Here is a 2,916-nt window from a genome sequence, read left to right on the forward strand (position 1 = left end):
GGGCTCGCCATACGACACCGGTTTGGATCTCACCAAGCTCTGGGCGATCGCCGATTATTTTTACGGCGTGCGAAAAAAATATGCCGAGTTCGAAAGCCCGGTAAACAACCAGATCAAGACCGATATTTTGGTCTCGCAAATTCCCGGCGGCATGCTTTCTAATCTTGTCGCTCAGCTGCGTCAACAAAAGGCAGAAGATAAGTTGGACGCCGTGCTCGCTGAGATGCCTCATGTGCGCAAGGATCTTGGTTATCCGCCGCTGGTGACGCCGACGAGCCAAATGGTTGGCGCGCAGGCCGCGCTCAACGTGATGACCGGCAAGAGGTATTCCGTGGTGGCCATGGAAACGCGCAACTACGTGATGGGCCTTTACGGTGAGGCGCCCGGGTCGGTGAGTGAAGAGATGCGCGAAAAAGTTCTGGGCAAGAAATCGCCCATCACTTGCCGACCGGCGGACTTGTTGAAACCGGGGTTGGAGGCGGCGCGCAAAGAAGCCGGCGATCTAGCGCGCAGCGAAGAGGACGTGCTTACTTACGCGCTGTTTCCGGAGATTGCCAAAGAGTTTTTTCAAGCGCGCGACAAAGGGCGTGTGGCAGAGCCAGTGGCAGCGGCGGTGCATTGAAAGAAGCCGGGAGGCACGAGGCTCGATTCGCGAGACTATCCGGAGTGGGTCTTACTCGCGGCGCACACCTCGCGAATCATTGCTTATTTCAAATGATCTTGTTGAGCGGGTACTCGATGATGCCCACGGCGCCGGCTTGAATTAGCTGCGGGATCAGATCTCTCACTTTCGCTTCTTCCAAAACGCTTTCCACCGAGTACCATTTGACCCCTTTCAGATTGGGCGACGGGTGGAGGGTGGCCACAGTGGGCGCGGTGATGCTCGGGATCAGCTCGACGACTTTTTCTAGATTGCCCTCCGGCACGTTGAGCTTGATGCCAACTTTGTTTTCGGCGGACAATGCGCCGAGGATCAGCATCTTGATCTGCTCGATCTTGGCGCGCTTCCACGGGTCTTGCCAGGCTTGCTTGTTGGCAATCAGTTGCGGGCACGATTGCATCAACTCGTGAATGATGTCCAAACCCGCGGCGCGAATCGTCGTGCCGGTTTCGGTGACCTCGACGATGCCGTCGACCAATCCCTCCGCCGCTTTCGCTTCGGTGGCGCCCCAGGAAAATTCGACTTCAACGGGAATGTTGCGCTCGGCGAAGTAGCGCTTAGTGAAATTGACCATCTCGGTGGAAATGCGCTTGCCTTTGAGGTCTTCAATTTTCTTGATCTGCGAGTCGCGTGGCACTGCGACCACCCAGCGGGTCGGGCGAAAACTGGTCTTTGAATAGACCATCTCACAGACGACTTGGACGTCGGACTGATTTTCGATGGTCCAATCCTTGCCGGTAATGGCCACATCGAGCGTCCCCTTTTCGACGTAGCGCGACATCTCTTGTGGCCGCGCCAAGCTGCAGCGAATTTCTTTGTCGTCGATGGTGGGAAAATAACTGCGCATCGAGGATTCGATTTTCCAGCCCGACTTTTTGAACAGATCGATGGTCATCTGCTCCAGGCTGCCTTTGGGAATGCCAAGTCTGAGTTCGTTGCTGCCAGCCATGGGAAAACCTTACTTTTTGTAGACTTCTTTAGGATCGAATACGCGTTTGCCGATGACGTTCCAATCGCTGCCGACACGTTGGCGAAAAAAACAGCTCCTGTAGCCCTCATGACAGGCAGCGCCGCCCACCTGATGCACTTGGATTAAGATTGTGTCGGTGTCGCAATCGATGAAAGCGTCTTTGACTTCCTGAAAATTGCCCGACTCTTCGCCCTTGAACCACGGCCCGTTGCGCGAACGGCTATAGTAATGGGCTTTGCCGGTCTCGATCGTTTTCTGCCATGCCGCTTCGTTCATGTAGGCGACCATCAATACTTCGCGGGTTTGATAGTCTTGGACGATAACCGGCACGAGACCATTGCCTTTGGCAAAGTCGATCTTTACGTCGGACATAAAAATTTCCTCGAAACTGTTTAGCTAACACAGAAGGGTGGGGGCTTCAACAACGGCGCGCGCTGCTGCGGCTAGCCGTGCGATATCAAGCACCGCGGATTTGTCAACGATCGAGGTTTATGTAGGTTGTGCGGGTGTCGCGGTCTTGATTCCTTTGGCTTTGGCGCAGGTGCCGCAGAAATTATTCGTGGTGCCGGCTTCTTCGACCCAGCCTTCGTCGAGGTTGTGGCAGATTTTTTTGCACTCGAAGCAGATGAAGTAGAGGCCGTCAATGCTCTTGTTGAGCTTCTCGCGGTTTAACACGCGGCCCTTGAGTTTCTCGATGCGGATGCCCAGGAGGTCTTCGTAGTTCTTCTTGACCTTGCGCCGACCGGCTTCGTCGCTTGGCAGCTCTTCGTCGGCGGACTCTTCAGTGGATGCGTCATCGATGTAGTCGTGAGTCTTATCTTTGGTCGAACGCTTTGCCGCTTTCTTTTTGGCTCTTGCCATCGTCGTTGGCTCGATTCTTAGTTTGATCCGTATCAGTGACTTGATCGGAAGTCTTAATGAACCACCGGAAACTTGTCAATAGGAATATCTGCCCAAAGTGACTAACGTGTTTCTCGTTTTTAGAGCGAAAAAAAGCGCGGAGGGTCAACCCTCCGCGCTTTTTAGCCGAAATTACGAAACTCTGCTACTGGCGGATGGCGGCCACGCGACGCTGCAAGTAACCATTGCGCACGGCGCTGTAGAGATCGACGGTGGATTCGGCGACACGCTCAAAGCGATCGAGATTGAGCGAACGATTGTTGATGCCTTCATCGAGCCGGTAGACGATGTTGCCCCAGAACGGCATGAAATAGGACGGCGGAAACATTGCGCGGTCAAGCAAGAGGCCAATTCCATCGCGCACGTTCAGCGGCGGCAAGAACGG

Annotated in this window: 5 protein-coding genes; 1 reads left to right on the top strand and 4 read right to left on the bottom strand. The window is 54.6% G+C overall.

The window, feature by feature from the left end; all coding sequences use genetic code 11:
- On the top strand, nt 1-622 hold a 622-nt coding region (locus FJ145_26595), incomplete at its 5' end, for a hypothetical protein (protein MBM4264979.1).
- 88 nt (nt 623-710) lie between these two features.
- On the opposite strand, the gene FJ145_26600 is transcribed toward FJ145_26595, so the two are convergent.
- From FJ145_26600 to FJ145_26615, 4 genes are all read right to left on the bottom strand, one after another.
- Complete coding sequence (locus tag FJ145_26600; protein ID MBM4264980.1) at nt 711-1,610, bottom strand: ATP phosphoribosyltransferase; 900 nt, start codon at nt 1,608-1,610, stop codon at nt 711-713.
- A 9-nt stretch (nt 1,611-1,619) separates the two neighbouring features.
- Nucleotides 1,620-2,003: a phosphoribosyl-AMP cyclohydrolase gene (hisI, locus tag FJ145_26605; protein ID MBM4264981.1), complete on the bottom strand. Its 384-nt coding sequence runs from the start codon at nt 2,001-2,003 to the stop codon at nt 1,620-1,622.
- 117 nt (nt 2,004-2,120) lie between these two features.
- A complete protein-coding gene (locus FJ145_26610) occupies nt 2,121-2,492 on the bottom strand; it encodes a hypothetical protein (protein ID MBM4264982.1) in 372 nt (123 codons plus the stop codon).
- A gap of 184 nt (nt 2,493-2,676) precedes the next feature.
- Nucleotides 2,677-2,916 (bottom strand): VacJ family lipoprotein (locus FJ145_26615; protein ID MBM4264983.1); only part of this gene is annotated, 240 nt, incomplete at its 5' end.

The sequence above is a fragment of the Deltaproteobacteria bacterium genome, from assembly GCA_016874755.1.
Lineage (GTDB): Bacteria > Desulfobacterota > Binatia > UBA9968 > UBA9968 > DP-20.

Coding starts and splice junctions, on each gene's coding strand:
- FJ145_26600 (MBM4264980.1), bottom strand. CDS start 1,610: ATGGCTGGCAGCAACGAACTCAGACTTGGCATTCCCAAAGGCAGCCTG.
- hisI (MBM4264981.1), bottom strand. CDS start 2,003: ATGTCCGACGTAAAGATCGACTTTGCCAAAGGCAATGGTCTCGTGCCG.
- FJ145_26610 (MBM4264982.1), bottom strand. CDS start 2,492: ATGGCAAGAGCCAAAAAGAAAGCGGCAAAGCGTTCGACCAAAGATAAG.